Origin of the sequence: Hydrogenophaga borbori (assembly GCF_003417535.1) — a bacterium.
In the GTDB taxonomy this organism is placed as follows: domain Bacteria; phylum Pseudomonadota; class Gammaproteobacteria; order Burkholderiales; family Burkholderiaceae_C; genus Hydrogenophaga; species Hydrogenophaga borbori.
In genome coordinates, this window is record NZ_QVLS01000003.1 from 65,686 (window position 1) to 82,091 (window position 16,406).

Genomic DNA, 16,406 nt, shown 5'->3' on the forward strand with positions numbered 1-16,406 from the left:
TTATGGTGGCCGCGCCCGCCCGCGGCGGGCGCGCCGCCTCAGGCCAAGGCGCGCTCTTCCACGCGGCAGGTCGCCAGCTCGATCAGGCAGGGGCCGTCGAGCACCTTCGCGGTATCCGGGTCCGACGCAGGCCAGGCCCGCTCCTCGCCGCTCGCCAGGTCCAGCCAGCGCCGCACCCGAAGGTCCTGCGTGTCCAGCCAGTCGGGCAGCTGCATGAGCGCGGCGCCACCCAGGGGCAGCACCAGCAGCAGCTGCGACCGGTCCATCCGCGCGGCGCCGACCAGGAACTGCGGGTCGCGCACCCAGCGCGGCGCGTCCATCGCGGGCAGCTCGCTCAGCGCGCCATGCAGGTTGCGCAGCGCCTGGCCTTCGCGCTTGGGGTTGAAGCGGCGGTCCACCAGGCCGGCGCGCGGGAAGTAGCCGCGGTCGACGTCGCTGAGCGTGTCGAGGAACACGTCTGCCTGCGGACAGCCGCGGCTGGTGAAGGCCGCGCCGAGCGCGCGCACGCCATTGGCCTGCGCATCGGTCCGCGCCTGGGCCGGGCTGTCGGAGGCCAGCCGAACGTGCACCTGCGCGCGCAGGCCGTGGCGCGCCGCGAAGGCGGCGGCACCGGTGATGCCTTCGTCGACGTCGGTGTCGGCCGCGACGCGGAACACCAGGCCGTCGAAGCCCTGGCCCCGCGTGTGCTCGAGCAGCTCCTTCGCGGCCGGGTCGGCCGGGCCGGCGAAGCCGTGGTCCACCAGCAGCTTGATCTGCTTGCCGTCGCGCGACTGGCCCGAGGCGCTCCAGAAGCGCGACAGGTGCAGCGGCACACCGACCCGCGCGCGCAGCGCGCCGAGCCGCCCACCGAGGTCCGGCGCCAGCGGCCATTTCACGATGAGCTCCAGCGCCCGCAGCAGGCCCTGGTGTTGGCGCAGCAGCTCGATCTGCCCGTCCGTGGGCCAGCCGAACAGGAAGACCGTGAAGCGGCTGCCCAGAGCGGCCAGGGCCCGCATGCGCGCGCGCGAGGCCGGGTCGCTCAGGTCGTCCAGAGGCACGCGCAGCGCGCGAATGCCCATCTCCCAGAGCGCGAGGATGGGGTAGTCGTTGCGCGCCTGTTTGCGGCGGAACTCGTCGAGCATGCTGCTGTAGGGGATCTGGTGCAGCTCGCCCCAGTGGTAGCGCAGGTCCAGGCCCAGGCCGGGTTCGCGCGCGCCAGCGGCGGGCGGCAGTTGCGGCCAGTCGCGCTGCACCTGGGGCGCGGCGCCCTCGGGCCGGTCCTGGGTGCGGATGAACTGCGGCACCAGCCGGTCCGGGTACACGTCGACCACCAGCACACCGAGCTTGGACACGTCGTTGCGGCCGTTCTCGTGCTCGCTGGGCTGTCCCACGGCAAACAGCTCCGAGTAGTCGCCGCGCACGAAGGCCGTGGACGGCAGGGAGAAGATCGGCGTGCCCGCGTGCTCGTTGAAGAAGAAGTTGTGCACGTGGCCGGTGAACACGGCCGCGAGCCGGTGCCGCGCCACCAGCGACAGCAGCCAGGAGCGGCCGGGCTCGTCGATGTTGTCGTAGTGGCCGTGCTCGTCGGCACTGGCGATGAAGGGCGGGTAGTGCACGAAGAGCAGCGTGCGCCGGCTGGCGTTGGCCTGCAGGTCCTGCTCCAGCCAGCGGGCCTGCCGCGCCTCGGCGGCCAGGCCCGAGTTGATGAGCGAGGTGTTGATCACCACGAAGTGGCAGTCGTCCCGGTCGAAGGCGTAGTGGTGTTCGCCGAAGTGGCGCTGGTACAGATCGACGTAGGGCTCGCAGATCTCGCCGGCGGGCACGTAGTCCGCGCGCTTGTCGCCCACGTCGTGGTTGCCGGGCACCAGGTGCAGGGGCGCCTTGAGGCGGCCCACCGCCGCCTTGAAGCGCGCCACCGCGTCGGGGTAGGACACGGCCTCGGGCACGGGGTGGATCATGTCACCCACGTGCACCGTGAAGTCCGGCGCCAGGGCATTGAGCACCTCGACGGTGTGCGCGAGGCGTGCGTTGGTGAGCCGGTGGGACTCGTAGGGCGAGATCAGGTCTTCGTCGGAGGGGTTGACGTGGCTGTCGGCGATGACCGCGAAACGGAAGAGGCGTTCGGACATGCGGACCTTCTCAACTGGCGGCCGCGCCCGAGTACTTGACGGCGGCCTGCCACAGCTTCTGTTCGCTGGCCATGGTGGCGGCGTAGTCGCGCGCGTCGCGGTAGGCCACGTCCACGCCCACCGCGCCGAGCTGCCCGGCCACGGCGGGCGTGGCCAGCACGCGCTTCATCGCGGCGCTCCATTGCGACAGCACCGCCGCCGGCGTGCCGCTGGGCATCATGAAGCCCAGGTTGGTGCCGCTGGGGATGCCGCGCACGCCGAGCTCGTCCAGCGTCGGCACATCGGGCAGGGAGGCGGAACGCTTCGAGCCGGTCTGCGCCAGCGGCACGATCTTGCCCGCCTTGATGTGGCTCAGCGTGGGGCCGATGGCATCGATGCCGATGTCCAGCTCGCCGCTGAGCACCGACGTGATGGCCGCCGGGCTGCCCCGGAAAGGCACGTGAACGATGAAGAGCTTGCGCTGGGCCTTGAGGCTCTCGAAGGCCAGGTGCGCGGTGGTGCCGCTGCCGGGCGAGGCGTAGTTCAAGCGGCCCGGCGTGGCCGCGATGCGGCGCATCAGCGCGTTCAGGTCGCGTGTGCCCAGGGCGGGCGAGCCGTAGATGACGCTTTGCGCCACGCCGAACTGCGCCACCGGCACCAGTTCCTTGTCGGCGTCGTAAGGCAGCCGGGCGTACAGGTAGGGCGCGATGCCGAGGTTGGCCGAGGTGGACAGCAGCACCGTGTAGCCGTCGGCGGACGCGCGCGCCACCTGGCCGGTGGCGATGGTGGCGGAGGCGCCGGGCTTGTTGATGATGGCCAGTGGCTTGAGGCCCTCGTCGGCCAGGGCGTTGGTGACGACGCGCGTGGCGACGTCCATGGCGCCCCCGCCGGGAAAGCCCACCAGCACCTGGATGGCGCGCGCGGGATAGGCCTCCTGGGCCCAGGAGGGCCGCCCGCCCATGAGGGCAGCGGCGCCGATGGCGTGGATCAGTTGTCGTCTTTGCATGGGGCGGTCTCGTTGATGTCCGGCCCATTGTGGGCAACGAGGCCGCGCGACTGAAGCGCAAATTTCTAATGCGCGGATAAGCAGAACTTCTGCCGCCCGCCGCTCAGGCCCGACGGCGCAGCACCGCCGCCAGGTCGGGCGTGCGCGGGTCGAGCTGCAGGTTGCGCTCCACGCTGGTGATGTGCTGCTCCATCAGGCGCGAGGCCGCGCGCCCGTCGCGCCGGGCGAGGGCCTCGACGATGTCCACGTGCTCGGCCTGCGAGTGCTCCGCCGAATGGCCCGACTGGTACATCAGCGCGATCAGCTGCGAACGCGACAGCAGGTCCGCGATCATCTCCGCCAGCACCTCGTTGCCCAGCAGGCGCGCCAGCACCACGTGAAAGTCCGCCAGCAGGCGTGTGCGCCCCGGCACGTCCGATCGCACCACGGCCTGGCGCTCTTCTTTCAGGTGCATGCGCAACTCGGCGATCTGCGCGTCGCTGACCTGGGCGGCCAGCTGGCGGACCATGCCGCCTTCGACCAGGCGGCGCACCTGGAACACCTGGCGGGCCTCGTCGATGCTCGGCATGGCCACGAAGGCCCCGCGCGCCGGCTCCAGCGTCACCAGCCGGTCGCGGCTGAGCTGGTTGAGCGCCTGCCGCACGATGGTTCGCGACACCGAGAACACATCGGCGATCTGCTGCTCGACCAGGCGCGTGCCGGGCATCAGCCGGCGTTCGACGATGGCGCCGGTGATGGACTCCGTGATCTGGTCGGTGGCGCTGGCCTCGGTGCGCGGGGCGCGTTTCGCCTCGGTGGGCCTGGGGTTCGCGGCGGGCTTCTTGGCCATGGGTTCGGTCCCTTGAAATGGGCGGTGGGGCGGACGGGCGAAGGATCGGGCGGGCCTCAGGGCGCGCGCTGCCACCAGCCGTCCTGGAGCTGAGACTGAAGCCAGGCGATGAAGGACTTGACCTTCTGCGGCACGAGCTTGGGCGAAGGAAACACGGCGTGCATCTCCTGCGACGGCAGGGCGTGGCCCTCCAGCAGCGGCACCACACGGCCCGCCGCCACCGAATCGCGCGCCACGTACCACGGCAGGACCGCGAGCCCAAAGCCCGCCTCGCACGCGGCCAGCACCGCGCTCAGGTTGTTCGAGCGCAGCGGCCCCTTGACGGGCACGGACTCATCCTCTCCCGAGGCGCCGTGGAACAGCCAGCGCGCATCGCCCTGCACGCTGCTGTAGATGAGGCAGTCGTGCGCGGCAACCTCGACCGGCGAGCGCGGCCGGCCGCGCCGCGACAGGTAGGCCGGGGCGGCGCCCAGCATCCACGGATTGGTGCCCAGGTAGCTCGCCCCGAGCGTGGAATCCGCGAGGCGGCCCATGCGGACCGCCAGGTCCACCCCCTGCTCCACGAGGTTGACGTAGCGGTCGTCGAAGCTGAGGTCGATCTGCAGCATCGGCTGCTCGCGCATGTAGCGCAGCACCAGCGGCGCCATCACGCGCCGCCCGAAGGCCACCGAGGCGCTGATGCGCAGCGTGCCCGTCGCCGCCTTCTGAAGCAACGCGGCGATGTTCTCTGCCTCTTCCACGTCGCGCGTGATCAGCTTGCAGCGCTCGTAGTAGAGGCTGCCCGCCTCGGTGGGGGTGACGCCGCGCGTGCTTCGGTGCAGCAGCCGAACGCCCAGGCGCCCCTCGGCCTCGGCCACGGCCTTGGTGGCGGTGGGCTGCGTGGTGCCCAGCGCCGCCGCCGCCTTGCTGAAGCTGCCGGTCTCGACGACGCGCACGAAGATCTGCATGCCTGCGACTTTGTCCATACCGGAATGTATACACGCCAAGGGGCACATTCCAACCCGGAATAAGACATATCCCCGGGCTGGAATTCCCAGCCGGCCCGCGCCGAACCACCATCGAGTCCGTCCCAACCAAGGAGCCGGATATGGCGAAGATGAAGGCCGCGATGGCCGCGGTGCTGGTGCTGGAGAAGGAAGGCGTGACCCAGGCCTTCGGCGTGCCGGGGGCCGCCATCAACCCGCTGTACGCGCAGCTGCACGAGCGACAGACCATCGCCCACGTGCTGGCGCGCCACGTCGAGGGCGCCTCGCACATGGCCGAGGGCTACACCCGCGCCAAGGCCGGCAACATCGGCGTGTGCATCGGCACTTCGGGGCCGGCCGGCACCGACATGCTCACCGGCTTGTACTCGGCCCAGGCCGACTCGATCCCCATCCTCTGCATCACCGGGCAAGCGCCGCGCGCCCGGCTGCACAAGGAGGACTTCCAGGCGGTGGACATCGCCGCCATCGCCAGGCCACTCACCAAATGGGCCACCACCGTGATGGAGCCCGCCCAGGTGCCGCGCGCCTTCCAGCAGGCCTTCCACCTGATGCGCTCGGGCCGCCCCGGCCCGGTGTTGATCGACCTGCCCCTGGACGTGCAGATGGCCGAGATCGAGTTCGACATCGACACCTACGAGCCCCTGCCCGTGTACAAGCCCGCCGCCACGCGCCGGCAGATCGAGAAGGCGCTCGACATGCTGGACGCAGCCGAGCGGCCGCTGATCGTGGCCGGCGGCGGCGTCATCAACGCCGAGGCCTCGGACCTGCTGGTGCGCTTCGCCGAGCTCACCGGCATTCCGGTGATCCCCACGCTGATGGCCTGGGGCGCGATCCCCGACGACCACCCGTTGATGGCCGGCATGTGCGGCCTGCAGACCAGCCACCGCTACGGCAACGCCAACCTGCTGGCCAGTGACTTCGTCATCGGCATTGGCAACCGCTGGGCCAACCGCCACACCGGCAGCCCGGAGGTGTACTGCAAGGGCCGCCGGTTCATTCACATCGACATCGAGCCCACGCAGATCGGGCGCGTGTTCACGCCCGACTACGGCATCGTCTCCGACGCCCGCGCCGCGTTGGAACTGCTGGTCCAGGTGGCCCAGGAGCGGCGCGCCAGCGGCCGGCTGCGCGAGCGCGGCGCCTGGGCGGCGCAATGCCACGGCCGCAAGGCCGATCCCCGGTACCTGCGCAAGACCCACTTCGACGACGTGCCCATGAAGCCGCAGCGCGTCTACCAATGCATGAACCGGGCGTTTGGCGAGGACGTCACCTACGTCTCCACCATCGGCCTGTCGCAGATCGCCGCCGCGCAGTTCCTGCACGTCTACGGTCCGCGCCGCTGGATCAACTGCGGCCAGGCCGGACCGCTGGGCTGGACCGTGCCGGCCGCGCTCGGCGTGCGCGCGGCCGACCCGCAGCGCAAGCTCGTCGCGCTCTCGGGCGACTACGACTTCCAGTTCATGATCGAAGAGCTGGCCGTGGGCGCGCAGTTCAAGCTGCCCTACCTGCACATCGTCGTCAACAACAGCTACCTCGGCCTGATCCGCCAGGCGCAGCGCGGCTTCGACATGGACTACTGCGTGCAGCTGGCCTTCGACAACGTGAACATGCCCGCCGACGAGGTGGCCCGCGGCTACGGCGTCGACCACGTGAAGGTGGTGGAAGGCCTGGGCTGCAAGGCGATCCGCGTGCACCGGCCCGAAGAGATCGCGCCCGCCATCGCCCAGGCCGAGGCCTGGATGGTGGAGTTCGAGGTGCCCGTGGTCGTCGAGCTGATCCTCGAGCGCGTGACCAACATCGCGATGGGCACCGAGATCGACAACGTGACCGAGTTCGAAGCGCTCGCGCAAGACCGCTGCGACTCGCCGACGGCGATCGCCACCACCTGGCCCGACTGAGCCGCCTTCCCCACCACCCCAAGGAAAGACCCGACATGCCCCAGTTCGCGGCCAACCTGACCATGCTCTTCAACGAGGCGCCCTTCCTCGACCGCTTTGCGCTCGCGCGCGACGCGGGCTTCGAGGCCGTGGAGTTCCTCTTTCCCTACGACCATGCGCCGCAGGAGATCCGTCGCCGCCTGGACGACAACGGGCTGCGGCTCGTGCTGCACAACCTGCCCGCCGGTCACTGGGCGGCCGGCGAACGCGGCATCGCCTGCCTGCCCGGTCGCAGCGACGAGTTCCGCGCCGGCGTGGACCTGGCGATCGACTATGCCCAGGCCCTGGGCGCGCAGCAGCTGAACTGCCTGGTCGGCCAGGTTCCGCCGGGCGCGGACCCGGCGAGGCTGCGCGGCAACCTGCTCGAGAACCTGGGCTTCGCCGCCGAGCGGCTGCGCCGGGCGGGCCTCAAGCTGCTGCTCGAACCGATCAACAGCCACGACATACCGGGCTTCTACCTGACCCGCAGCGACCAGACGCTGGACCTGCTCGACGAGCTGGGCGCCGACAACGCCTTTCTCCAATACGACATCTACCACATGCAGCGCATGGAAGGCGAACTCGCGGCCACGCTGCACAAGCGGCTGCCGCGCATCGCCCACATCCAGCTCGCCGACAACCCGGGTCGCCACGAACCGGGCACCGGCGAGATCAACTACCCCTTCCTGTTCGCACACCTCGACCGCCTCGGCTACGCCGGATGGATCGGCTGCGAGTACAAGCCCGCCGGCCGCACCGAAGCGGGCCTGGGCTGGCTCGATCGCCTGACCGCATCCGCACCCACCCACTGAAAGACCACGAATGCGCACCCCCACCTTGAAGATCGGCTTCATCGGCCTCGGCGTCATGGGCCGCCCCATGGCCGGCCACCTGCTGAGCGCCGGCCACGCCCTCTACGTGTTCGCGCGCGGCAAGGTGCCGGACGAGATCGCCAACAGCCGGGCCACGCAATGCACCCACGCGCGCGGCGTGGCCGAGCGGGCCGACATCGTCATCACCATGCTGCCCGACACGCCGGACGTGGCCTCGGTGCTGTTCGGCCCGGACGGCGTGGCCGAAGGCCTGACGCCGGGCAAGGTGGTGGTCGACATGTCCTCCATCTCGCCCGTGGACACCCAGGCCTTCGCCCGGCGCATCGAGGCGCTGGGCTGCGACTACCTGGACGCTCCGGTGTCCGGCGGCGAGCTGGGCGCCCGCCACGCCACCCTGTCCATCATGTGCGGCGGCAAACCCGAGGTCTTCGACCGCCTGAAGCCCGTGCTCCAGGCCATGGGCCAGAACATCACGCGCGTGGGCGGCAGCGGCGACGGGCAGACCTGCAAGGTGGCCAACCAGATCGTCGTGGCGCTCACCATCCAGGCCGTGGCCGAGGGCCTGCTGTTCGCGGCGCGCGCCGGCGCGGACCCGGCGAAGGTGCGGGAGGCGCTGCTGGGCGGCCTGGCCACCTCGCGCATCCTGGAGGTGCTGGGCGATCGCATGGTCAAGCGCAACGTCGAGCCCGGTTTTCGCATCGCCCTGCACCAGAAGGACCTGAACCTGGCGCTGGGCGCCGCCCGCTCGCTCGGCCTGGCGCTGCCGGGCACGGCCACCGCCCAACAGCTCTTCAGCGCCTGCGTGGCGCAGGGCGGCGCGGCCTGGGACCATTCCGGCCTGGTCCGCGCACTCGAGCGGCTGTCGGGCGTGGAAATCGGTCGGACGGCCGGCGACCCCGTCCCGTCGAACTGACGCGGGTTTATCCGAAGGCGAATGGCACACAGAACTGTATACACTTTTTGCCATTCGGTCGCCGCGGGTTCCCTTGACGGGGATCGCGACCCTTGCTCCTCACAGAGCCCGCTGTGGTGGGGGGAAGAACCGGTCAGCCCTGGCCGCCTTCCCCCTTGGATCCGTTCCGCCAGGACGCTCGCCACCGCTGAGGCTTGAGGAGACGACCCCATGTCCACCCCCGCTGTCCACCCCGTGGACGAAAAACTCCCCCTCGGCCAGACGGCCGCGCTTGGCCTGCAGCACGTGCTGGTGATGTACGCCGGCGCGGTGGCGGTCCCCCTGATCGTGGGCCGGGCGCTCAAGCTCTCGCCCGAGCAGGTCGCCATGCTGATTTCCGCCGACCTTTTCGTCTGCGGCCTTGTCACGCTGATCCAGAGCCTGGGCGTGACGCGCTGGTTCGGCATCCGGCTGCCCGTGATGATGGGCGTGACCTTCGCGGCGGTCGGCCCCATGGTGGCCTTCGCCAACGCCATGCCCGGCGTGGACGGTGCCCGCGCGATCTTCGGCGCCATCATCGGCGCCGGCGTCGTCTCCATGCTCATCGCGCCGATGGTGAGCAAGCTGCTGCGCTTCTTTCCGCCCGTCGTGACCGGCACCATCATCGCCATCATCGGCATCAGCCTGATGCGCGTGGGCGTGGGCTGGGCCATGGGCGGCCCGGCGCCCCTGGCGCAAAGCGTGGACGTGCCCCGGCTGGTGGCCATGGTCGATGGCGCCAAGGCGGCCCAGGCCGCGGCGGTGGCCAGCGGCGCGAGCGCGCCCGCCCTCGTTCTGCAGGGACCGATCCCGATGGTGAACAACCCGAACTACGGCTCGCTGAGCCACATGGCCGTCGCCGCGGCCGTGCTGCTGGTGATCCTCCTGCTGGTGAAGTACACCCGGGGCTTCATCGCCAACATCTCGGTGCTGCTGGGCATCGTCGCGGGCTGCGCGATCGCGGTGTCCATGGGCGCGATGAACTTCGACAAGGTGGCCAAGGCCGACTGGTTCGCGGTGGTCACGCCCTTCGCCTTCGGCATGCCGACCTTCGACATCGTGATGATCCTGACCATGGCCCTGGTCATGATCGTCGTGATGATCGAATCGACGGGCATGTTCCTGGCCCTGTCGGACATGACGGGCAAGAAGATCGAGCAGAAGGACCTGGCGGCCGGCCTGCGCACCGACGGCCTGGGCACGCTGATCGGCGGTCTCTTCAACACCTTCCCCTACACCAGCTTCAGCCAGAACGTCGGCCTGGTGGGCGTGACCGGCATCCGCAGCCGCTGGGTCTGCGTGGCCGGCGGCGCCATCATGGTGGTGCTGGGCCTGCTGCCCAAGATGGCGGCCTTCGTCGAGTCCATCCCGACCTTCGTGCTGGGCGGCGCGGGCCTGGTGATGTTCGGCATGGTGGCGGCCTCGGGCATCCGCATCCTGTCGACGGTGGACTACCAGGGCAACCGCAACAACCTCTACATCGTCGCGCTGTCCATCGGCTTCGGCCTGATCCCCCTGGTGGCGCCGCGCTGGTCGCAGCAGATGGCCCATGGCCTGCACCCCCTGCTCGAGTCCGGCATCCTGCTGACGGCGGTGGCCGCGGTGGTGCTCAACCTGTTCTTCAACGGCACGAACGGCGACGTCCGTGCCGCCATCAACGCCGCGAAAACGGCGGAGGCGCACTGAGCCCGATTCACCAGCGCGCCCGCGCCAGGTGCGCGGCGCGCGCGCCGAATTCGTAGAAGGCCTCGCGCGCCGCGCGCAGCGGCGCGGCGCGCGGCGGCGTCACGGGCAGGGCCATGTCGGCCTCGCCCTGCTGGCCCAGCACCAGGCGCGCGAACTCGCGGCCGAACACCGTGCCCGGCGCGATGCCCCGGCCGTTGTAGCCACTGAAGGACCAGACGCCGCGCGCGAGGCGGTGCAGGCGCGGCAGCGCGTCGCCCGTCATGCCGATCTGGCCGTACCACTGGTGCTCGAACGCCACGCCGCGCAGGGCGGGAAAGAGGCGCGCGAGCGCGCGCCGGCCCCAGCCGGTGTGGATGGCGCGCCCCGCGCCGCGCAGGGCACCCACGCTGCCGAACACCAAACGTCCCGCGGCGTCCAGCCGGAACGAGGACAGCACCGTGGCCGTGTCCCAGGCGCCCTGGCGCTGCGGCAGGATGGCCGCGCGTTCGCGCTCATCCAGCGGGCGCGTCGCGAGGTTGAAGTACGGGAAGCGCACCAGCTCCTCGTGCAGCGCGGGCCAGGGGCCGTCGGGCGCGCTGTAGGCGTTGCTGGCCACCAGCACCCAGCGCGCGTGCACCGTGGCGCCCTGCGCGGTGCTCAAGCGCCAGTGCGTGCCCTCGTCCCGCAAGGCGGCCAGCGGCGAGCGCGCGTGCAGCGAGGCGCCGGCCGCGAGCGCGGCGCGCGCCAGGCCGCGCGCATAGGCCAGGGGCTGCAGGGTGCCGGCGCGCTGGTCGAGCAAGGCGCCGCGGTAGGCAGGGGTGCCGATCAGCCGCGCGGCGGCGGGCGCGTCCAGCAGCTCCACCGGAGCCCCGAGCGCGCGCCACTGGCGCGCGCGCTCGCCCAGTTCGCGCCAGCCCGACTCGCCCACCGCGCAGTGCAGCGTGCCCTGGCGCACCGCCTCGCAAGCGATGCCGTGGCGCGCGATCAGATCGAACACCACCGAAGGGCCCTCGCCCAGGCGTTGCAGCAGGCGCGGGCCGTGCACGGGGCCCAGGCGCTCGGGCAGCGCCTCGGGCATGAGCCACAGGCCCGCGTTGACCAGGCCCACGTTGCGGCCCGATCCGCCGTGGCCGATGTCCATGGCCTCCAGCACCAGCGCCGAGGCGCCGCCCTCGGCCAGGTGCAGCGCGGCCGACAGGCCGGTGTAGCCAGCGCCGACGATGGCCACGTCCACCGAGTGGTGCCCCTGCAGGGGCGGTGCCTCGGGCGCGGGCGGTGCCGAGGCCGCCCACAGGCCATGCGCACGCGGGTCGCGCTCAGCCACAGGAGCCCACGTAGCCGCAGGCCGTGCAGTGGTCGCAGCCGTCCTTGCGGATCATGGCGTGGGCGCCGCACTCGGGGCACTTGCGGCCGGCCATCTGGCCCGGCACCGACAGCGCCACCGCCGAGGGCGCGGCGGCGGGCGTGGCGACGGATGCCGCGCCCACCACGCCCCGGCGGCGCTCCAGGATGTTCTGCACCGCGAAGGCCAGCGCCGCCACCTCGGAGTCGTGCCACATGGGGATCACCGCGCCGTCCTCGCGTGTGCGTGTGCCCAGGCGCACAGGGCCGCGGTCCCAGGCCACCTTGCGCATGTCGCGCAGCGCGCGCTCCAGGAAGCCGCCGCGCGCGGCCAGCGACAACAGCCGCATGCTGGCGGTGATCCACTGCTGCGACTCGGCGCGCTGGCCCACCGGCATGAAGAACTCGATGGCGCGCGACTGCGTGCCAGGCCCCTCGGCCGCCGGCACGGGCAGGAAGGACACCACGATGTAGGTGGTGTGGTGGCCCTCCTGCGTCCAGTACTCGATCTTCTCGGCCACGGCGTCGAGCGCGCCCAGCGGGCGCTGCTCGATGACGCTGCGCATGGGGTCGCCGGGCGGCGGCGCAACGGACGCCTCGGCCTCGGCCGCGCCCTGCACCGACAGCACGGCGCCCAGGATGTCGTTGGGCCGGTAGGTGGCCAGGCCCTTCAAGCCGCCGCTCCAGGCCTTGAGGTACAGGTCCTTGAAGTCATCGAAGGGGTAGGCCGCGGGGACGTTGACGGTCTTCGATATCGAGGTGTCGATAAAAGGCTGCACCGCGGCCATCATGCCCAGGTGGCCGTCCACGCCCATCTCCAGCGCCGACACGAAGTACGGCGGCAAGGCCTGCGCCTCGCCGCCCAGCGCGCGCCACAGGCGCCAGGCGTGGTCGCTCACCTCATGCTCGCGCGTGCCGCCGTCGGCCTCGCGCTTCTTGCGCGTGTAGGTCCAGGAGAAGGCGGGTTCGATGCCATTGGAGGCGTTGTCGGCGAAGGCCAGGCTCACCGTGCCGGTGGGCGCGATGGACAGCAGGTGGCTGTTGCGGATGCCGTGCGCGCGGATGCCTTGCTGGATGTCGGCTGGCAGGCGGCTGGCGAAGGTGCCGCTGGCCAGGTAGCTGTTCACGTCCAGCTTGGGAAAGGCGCCCTTCTCCTTCGCCAGTTCCACCGAGGCGCGGTAGGCCGCGTCGCGCATGCGCTCGGCGATGCGCGCGGCCATGGCCACGCCGGCCTCGCTGTCGTAGCGCAGCTTGAGCAGGATGAGCGCGTCGCCCAGCCCGGTGAAGCCCACGCCGATGCGCCGCTTGGCCTGCGCCTCGGCGCGTTGTTCGGGCAGTGGCCAATAGGTGAGGTCGAGCACGTTGTCCAGCGCGCGCACCTGCAGGGCCACGGTGCGCTCGAAGGCATCGAAGTCGAAGGCCGGTTCGCCCCCCACGCCGAAGGGGTGGCGCACGAAGCCGGTGAGGATGACGGGGCCGAGGTCGCAGCAGCCGTAGGGCGGCAGGGGTTGCTCGCCACAGGGGTTGGTCGCCTCGATGCTCTCGATCGCGCGCAGGTTGTTGTCGCGCCCGATGGCGTCGATGAACAGGATGCCGGGCTCGGCGAAGTCGTAGGCGGAGCGCATGATCATGTCCCACAGCTCGCGGGCGCGCACGGTCTCGTAGACCCACAGGCCATCGTCGCGCTGGCGCGCACCGCGGGCGAGCTGGTCGGGGCCGGGCTGCGCGCGGTGTACCAGGTCCCAGGGTGCGTCGGCCAGCACCGCGTCCATGAAGGCGTCGGGCACGGCCACCGAGACGTTGAAGTTGTTCCAGCGCCCGGGCGTCCGCTTGGCGGTGATGAATTCGCGCACGTCGGGGTGGTCGATGCGCAGCACACCCATCTGCGCGCCGCGCCGCGCGCCCGCGCTTTCCACCGTGGCGCAGGACTGGTCGAAGACGTTGATGTAGCTGCACGGCCCGGAGGCGACCGAGGCCGTGACCTTCACGCGCGCGCCGCGCGGACGGATGCGCGAGAAGTCGTAGCCCACGCCGCCACCGCGGCGCATGGTCTCGGCGGACTCGCGCAGCGCCTCGTAGATGCCCGGGTAGCCGGACTCGTCGCGGCCCTGAATGGAATCGCCCACCGGCTGCACGAAGCAGTTGATGAGGGTGGCCTGCAGCTCGGTGCCGGCCGCGCTCATGATGCGCCCGGCACCGATGCCGCCCTGCCGCAGGTGCGCCAGGAAGCGCGCCTCGAACCCGGCGCGCAGCTCGGGCGCTTCCACGCTGGCCAGGGCGCGCGCCACGCGGGCGAACAGCTGCTCGCGCGTGGTTTCGCCGTCCTTGAGGTACTTCTCGCGCAGCACCTCTTCGCTGATGGGCTGGGGGTCCAACTGGGGCAACAGCTCGCGCGCGGCGGGTTCTCTGTTCATGGTGTGGGTGTCCTCGGGCGTGGGCACACGCCCCATGGCTGCGTGAAGCCACAGGGTACCCGCTTCCACGGCGCGGCGCACATCGGGCCGATCGGCAGCCGTCCGGGCCCACGCGCCGTGCCGCCGGGCGCGCCGGCACCGGCGCTCATTGCACCAGCGGCGAGCCCGCGCCGTCGAGCGCGATGCCGCACAGCGTCGCCTCGCCCACCAGGATCTGCATGTATTGGCGCCAGGCCACGGCGCGCGCCTGCAGCGCCAACTCGTCGGCGATGCGCTCGGCGATGGCCTCGAAGGGCGGCAGCGTGCCGTTGCGCCGGCCCAGCACCTCGACGATGTGCAGGCCGTGGCGCGAGTGCACCAGGCGCGGGTGCACGCCCATGCCCCAGGCGCTGTCGCGCAGGTGGAAGAGCTCGTTGGCCAGCTCGGGCGCGCAGTCCTCGGGGGCGATCCAGCCCAGGTCGCCGCCCTGCGCGCCGCTCGGGCAGTTGGACAGCTCGCGCGCGAGCGCCTCGAACCGGCCGGGCTCGGCGTCCTTGCGCGTGAGCTCCAGCAGCGCGGCCTCGGCGCGCTGGGCCAGGCGGTGCACGTCCACCCCCGGCGTGACCGCGAACAGGATGTGGCGCACATGGCGGGCCTGGCCCACCAGGTAGCGCTGGCGGTGCGCCTCGTAGTGGCGCCGGCAGGACTCGGCGTCCGGCACGGGCACCGTCACCTCATCGTCGAGCATGGCTTCGATGGCGGCGCGCTGGTCCGCGTTGAGCGGCGGCGCGGTCTGCACGTCCTGCGCGGGCAGGCGGCCTCGCCGCACCGCGGCCTGGCGCAGCAGCTCGGTGTGGGCGCGCTCGCGCAGCTCGTCGGTTCCCAGGCGTTCGCCCGGACCGACCAGCCGAACGCCGTTGACGCTGGGGGTTTCGGCGCCGGCCGCCGCCGGGGCGCTGGCGCTCGCGGCGCAGCCGCAGTGTCCGCTGCCGCAGCCGCTGGGTTCGTGTCCGGTCATGGTTCAGCGCTCCTGTCGGGTGGGCAGCCCGACACGCCGGCTGCGCACCACCTGGTAGGGGCGCAGCAGGTAGGCCACGGTGGCGAAGCCGCTCCACACATGCACCAGGCGCGAGAACGGGAACAGCAGGAAGATGGTCATGCCGAGCACCAGGTGCACCTTGTAGGGCCAGGCCAGGTTCAGCAGGCCGCTCGCGTCGGGGCGCAAGGTGACGATGCGCTGCGCCCAGTCGGACAGCACCAGCATCACGCTGCCGTCGCTGTGGCCGAGGGAGAACGGCAGCGTGATCAAGCCCAGCACCAGCTGAACCCACAGGATGACCAGGATGAACAGGTCGGTGCGGTGGCTGGTGAGCCGGATGCGCGGATCGAAGATGCGCCGGTGCAGCAGCAGCGTGAGGCCCACGAAGCAGACCGCGCCGGCCACGCCGCCGGCCACCACCGCCAGCATCTGCTTGTGGGCCGGTGAGATGAAGGGCTCGTAGACCCAGTGCGGCGTGAGCAGGCCCACGGCGTGGCCGAAGAACAGGAACAGGATGCCGGCGTGGAAGAGGTTGCTGCCCCAGCGCAGCTGTCCGGCGCGCAGCAGTTGCGAGGAATCGCTCTTCCAGGTGTACTGGTCGCGGTCGAAGCGCGCCAGGCTGCCCATGAGGAAAACCGACAGGCAGATGTAGGGATAGACGCTGAACAGGATGTTGTGCAAGGTGTTCACGGCTGCACTCCTTGGCTGGCGGATCGCACGAAACGAACGGCTTGCTCGGCGCCAGGGCGGGCCTGGCCGGCGGTGGAGCAGCCGTCGAAGACCGGCGGCTCTTCCCAGGTCTGGTCGAGCGGCTCGTCCTCGGGCACGGCCACCGGCTCGGCGCGCTCGCCCGCGAGTTCGAGCGCGGCGGCCAGCACGCTGGCGTAGGGGCTGCCTTTCTTGAGCAGGGCGCTGAAGAGCGCCCGCAGGATATGGGCCGTCTCGGCCAGCAGCTCGCGCGCCTGCGCCGGCGGCTGCGTGGACGCGTACTCGAGCAATACGCTCAGGTGGTCGGGCAGTTCGTCCTCGCGCAACAGCAGGCCGGCCTGCTCGTAGGTGCGGATGAGATCGATCATGGCCGGTCCGCGGTCGCGCGAATCGCCGTGCACGTGTTCGAACAGGTGCAGCGAGGTGCTTCGGCCACGGTCGAACAGCTCCACGAATTCGGCCTCCACCGCCAGCGCGGGCCGGCGCGCCAGGCGCGCCAGCAGGAGCTCGAGCTCGCCGCGGCGGGCCGCGGCGAGCGCGCCCTCGCCGGCCAGCGCCTGGGCCATGTCGGCGGCGTGGCCGCGCAAGGCCTCGTCGGGGTAACTCAGCAGGCGGGCCAGCACGCGCAAGGTGCGCGGGGCCGCGGGTGCGGGCGCAAAAGGGTTCTTCATG

The 16,406-nt window shown here is 71.4% G+C and carries 13 protein-coding genes; 4 read left to right on the forward strand and 9 right to left on the reverse strand.

All coding sequences use genetic code 11. From position 1 onward, the window contains the following. Positions 1-38: 38 nt before the first annotated feature. From DY262_RS06080 to DY262_RS06095, 4 genes are all read right to left on the reverse strand, one after another. Positions 39-2,108: a metallophosphoesterase gene (locus DY262_RS06080; protein WP_116958075.1), complete on the reverse strand. Its 2,070-nt coding sequence runs from the start codon at positions 2,106-2,108 to the stop codon at positions 39-41. A gap of 10 nt (positions 2,109-2,118) precedes the next feature. After that, positions 2,119-3,093, reverse strand: a complete 975-nt coding sequence (locus tag DY262_RS06085) for a Bug family tripartite tricarboxylate transporter substrate binding protein (protein WP_116958076.1) — start codon at positions 3,091-3,093, stop codon at positions 2,119-2,121. A 103-nt stretch (positions 3,094-3,196) separates the two neighbouring features. Continuing rightward, complete coding sequence (locus DY262_RS06090; RefSeq protein WP_116958077.1) at positions 3,197-3,922, reverse strand: GntR family transcriptional regulator; 726 nt, start codon at positions 3,920-3,922, stop codon at positions 3,197-3,199. 56 nt (positions 3,923-3,978) lie between these two features. Continuing rightward, on the reverse strand, positions 3,979-4,887 hold the full coding sequence (locus tag DY262_RS06095) for a LysR family transcriptional regulator (RefSeq protein WP_116958078.1): 909 nt from the start codon (positions 4,885-4,887) through the stop codon (positions 3,979-3,981). A gap of 122 nt (positions 4,888-5,009) precedes the next feature. On the opposite strand from DY262_RS06095, the gene gcl reads away from it, so the two are divergent. From gcl to DY262_RS06115, 4 genes are all read left to right on the forward strand, one after another. Next, positions 5,010-6,806 carry a glyoxylate carboligase gene (gene gcl / locus DY262_RS06100; protein ID WP_116958079.1) on the forward strand — a complete coding sequence of 599 codons (1,797 nt, stop codon included), beginning with the start codon at positions 5,010-5,012 and terminating at the stop codon, positions 6,804-6,806. 35 nt (positions 6,807-6,841) lie between these two features. Then, positions 6,842-7,636 carry a hydroxypyruvate isomerase gene (gene hyi / locus DY262_RS06105; RefSeq protein ID WP_116958080.1) on the forward strand — a complete coding sequence of 265 codons (795 nt, stop codon included), beginning with the start codon at positions 6,842-6,844 and terminating at the stop codon, positions 7,634-7,636. Between the two features lie 10 nt (positions 7,637-7,646). Beyond that, on the forward strand, positions 7,647-8,570 hold the full coding sequence (locus tag DY262_RS06110) for a 2-hydroxy-3-oxopropionate reductase (protein ID WP_116958081.1): 924 nt from the start codon (positions 7,647-7,649) through the stop codon (positions 8,568-8,570). Between the two features lie 210 nt (positions 8,571-8,780). Then, entirely contained in the window at positions 8,781-10,274 is a 1,494-nt protein-coding gene (locus DY262_RS06115; protein WP_116958082.1) for a nucleobase:cation symporter-2 family protein, read from the forward strand. Between the two features lie 7 nt (positions 10,275-10,281). On the opposite strand, the gene DY262_RS06120 is transcribed toward DY262_RS06115, so the two are convergent. The 5 genes from DY262_RS06120 to narJ all read right to left on the reverse strand — a co-directional run bounded on the left by DY262_RS06120 (position 10,282) and on the right by narJ (position 16,405). Then, positions 10,282-11,577 (reverse strand): NAD(P)/FAD-dependent oxidoreductase, encoded by a 1,296-nt coding sequence (locus DY262_RS06120; protein ID WP_116958083.1) that lies wholly within the window; start codon positions 11,575-11,577, stop codon positions 10,282-10,284. Further along, positions 11,570-14,008, reverse strand: coding sequence for an adenosylcobalamin-dependent ribonucleoside-diphosphate reductase (locus DY262_RS06125; protein ID WP_116958510.1), 2,439 nt, complete (start codon positions 14,006-14,008; stop codon positions 11,570-11,572). Before DY262_RS06125 ends, DY262_RS06120 begins: the two co-directional genes overlap by 8 nt. A 145-nt stretch (positions 14,009-14,153) precedes the next feature. After that, the gene (locus tag DY262_RS06130) at positions 14,154-15,005 is read right to left on the reverse strand and encodes a peptidylprolyl isomerase (RefSeq protein WP_116958084.1); all 852 of its coding nucleotides are present in this window, start codon (positions 15,003-15,005) and stop codon (positions 14,154-14,156) included. 3 nt (positions 15,006-15,008) lie between these two features. After that, the gene (gene narI / locus DY262_RS06135; RefSeq protein ID WP_116958085.1) at positions 15,009-15,716 is read right to left on the reverse strand and encodes a respiratory nitrate reductase subunit gamma; all 708 of its coding nucleotides are present in this window, start codon (positions 15,714-15,716) and stop codon (positions 15,009-15,011) included. After that, positions 15,713-16,405 carry a nitrate reductase molybdenum cofactor assembly chaperone gene (narJ, locus tag DY262_RS06140; RefSeq protein WP_116958086.1) on the reverse strand — a complete coding sequence of 231 codons (693 nt, stop codon included), beginning with the start codon at positions 16,403-16,405 and terminating at the stop codon, positions 15,713-15,715. The genes narI and narJ overlap by 4 nt, the downstream gene beginning before the upstream one ends. Position 16,406 lies beyond the last annotated feature (1 nt).

What these genes read in the sequence shown, in the direction of transcription:
- DY262_RS06125 (WP_116958510.1), bottom strand. Translation starts at nt 14,008, where the DNA reads ATGAACAGAGAACCCGCCGCGCGCGAGCTGTTGCCCCAGTTGGACCCC.
- narJ (WP_116958086.1), bottom strand. Translation starts at nt 16,405, where the DNA reads ATGAAGAACCCTTTTGCGCCCGCACCCGCGGCCCCGCGCACCTTGCGC.
- gcl (WP_116958079.1), top strand. Translation starts at nt 5,010, where the DNA reads ATGGCGAAGATGAAGGCCGCGATGGCCGCGGTGCTGGTGCTGGAGAAG.
- DY262_RS06090 (WP_116958077.1), bottom strand. Translation starts at nt 3,922, where the DNA reads ATGGCCAAGAAGCCCGCCGCGAACCCCAGGCCCACCGAGGCGAAACGC.
- DY262_RS06115 (WP_116958082.1), top strand. Translation starts at nt 8,781, where the DNA reads ATGTCCACCCCCGCTGTCCACCCCGTGGACGAAAAACTCCCCCTCGGC.
- DY262_RS06130 (WP_116958084.1), bottom strand. Translation starts at nt 15,005, where the DNA reads ATGACCGGACACGAACCCAGCGGCTGCGGCAGCGGACACTGCGGCTGC.
- DY262_RS06095 (WP_116958078.1), bottom strand. Translation starts at nt 4,887, where the DNA reads ATGGACAAAGTCGCAGGCATGCAGATCTTCGTGCGCGTCGTCGAGACC.
- DY262_RS06110 (WP_116958081.1), top strand. Translation starts at nt 7,647, where the DNA reads ATGCGCACCCCCACCTTGAAGATCGGCTTCATCGGCCTCGGCGTCATG.
- DY262_RS06085 (WP_116958076.1), bottom strand. Translation starts at nt 3,093, where the DNA reads ATGCAAAGACGACAACTGATCCACGCCATCGGCGCCGCTGCCCTCATG.
- hyi (WP_116958080.1), top strand. Translation starts at nt 6,842, where the DNA reads ATGCCCCAGTTCGCGGCCAACCTGACCATGCTCTTCAACGAGGCGCCC.
- DY262_RS06080 (WP_116958075.1), bottom strand. Translation starts at nt 2,108, where the DNA reads ATGTCCGAACGCCTCTTCCGTTTCGCGGTCATCGCCGACAGCCACGTC.